The organism is Bowmanella yangjiangensis (assembly GCF_017255015.1).
Lineage (GTDB): Bacteria > Pseudomonadota > Gammaproteobacteria > Enterobacterales > Alteromonadaceae > Bowmanella > Bowmanella yangjiangensis.
The window spans coordinates 1-1,464 of record NZ_JAFKCS010000203.1; the positions used below are offsets into that span (position 1 = coordinate 1).

General features: G+C 66.7%; 1 protein-coding gene. It reads right to left on the reverse strand.

Annotated elements, in window-relative coordinates:
• Positions 1–1,063: methyl-accepting chemotaxis protein (locus J0A65_RS23325; RefSeq protein WP_206596676.1), on the reverse strand; the 1,063-nt coding region annotated here is incomplete at its 3' end.
• Positions 1,064–1,464: the final 401 nt, after the last annotated feature.

Sequence of the window (1,464 nt, forward strand, 5' to 3'; positions counted from 1 at the left end):
CGTCGCGGCGGTCGCTCTCGATATTGGTGGTCAGGTCGCCGCCGGCGACCTGCCGGGCGATGCCGACCACGCGTTGCAGCGGGGTGACGATGGCCTGGGTGATGAACAGTGCGCAGAGCACGCCGAGCACGAAGGCGATCGCGGCGGCGATCAGCAGGGTCTGCTTGGCGTGGTTGGAGTCGCTCGCCAGCAGCTCGCGCTGCAGCTTGAGCGACTGGCTCGACGCGGCCGTGACCTCGCGCGCGCGGGAGGTCATGTCTTCTTCGCTCTGCTCCAGCTCGCCCAGGTTGTTCTTCAACTGGGCGAAGTGGCTGCGGTAGGCGGCCAGTTGCTGCAGCGCCTCTTCCATCTCGGCGCGCGCGGCGTCGTCCTGCAACGTATTGAGCAGTTGCCGGCTCTTGTCGTCGAGCGACTGGAAGTGGCCATCGAGGAGCTGTGCGTACTGGTCGTCGCGGCGCAGCAGGAAGTCCTTCTCGCGGCGCCGCGCTTCCAGCAGCTCGCGTGCCAGTTGGCTGGCCTGGTTGGCGCGGTCCAGGGTGTCGATGCTGCTCTGCGCGCCGCTCAGGCGGATCTGTTCGACGGCCAGCTGGCGCAGCTTGGCCTCCAGCTCGGTGAAGCGCTTGAGCGCTGCACGGGCGGAGTCTTCCATGGCTTGCTGCGCCTCGCTGCTGGCCTTGCCGGCGGCCTGCAGCTGCGCCAGCTCGTCGCGGTAGCCGCTGGCGTCTTCCTGGATCTGGCGCATCAGCGCCTTGTTCTCAGGGCGCGCCAGCTCCGCTTCCTTCGCGGCGGCCTGCTCCTGTATCTGCTGCGACAGGCTCAGGGCCTGCTGCATGGCGGTTTGATCGTCGCGCAGCAGGTAGTTCTTTTCCTGCTGGCGCGCGCGCATCAGGTTGGCGTCGATCTCGCTGACGCCCAGCAGGCTGTCGATGCGATCGAGGGTGCTGTCCAGGCTGGTGTTGCCGATCCAGGCCGTGGCCAGGGTGATGAACAGGATCAGGCCGAAGCCGCCGAGCAGTTTTTTACGAACACTAAGGTCAAGAAGCATGCGAGTGACAGTTTTCATGACGATTCCCTGTGCTGTGTGGCGGCTGACAACCTCGAACTGGCCTGATGGATCGGCTGTGGCGAACGGGTCGTTGCCGCCGAGGGACGCCGGCAGGGTAAGGCGTGCCCCAGCGTCCATGCGGCTTGCTGCGTGTTCCTGCCAGGAAAGCAGCGCTGCCCTGTTCACAAGGCAGAATAGCAGGCGAAAGGGTGATGACAATTTGATGTCAGTTGCGCGAGACGGGGCCGCGCGGCGTTGCAGGCGGCTGCCTGAACGCCGGGGTCAGCGCCGGGGCGAGGCCCCCAGTTCGGCGGCAATCTCGTCGGCGCACTGCTGCAGGCTCTCGCGGTAGCGTTCGCGCGCCACCGGGCTGTCCATCACCGCCTCAGGGCCGGACAGGTTGATCGCCGCGACCACCT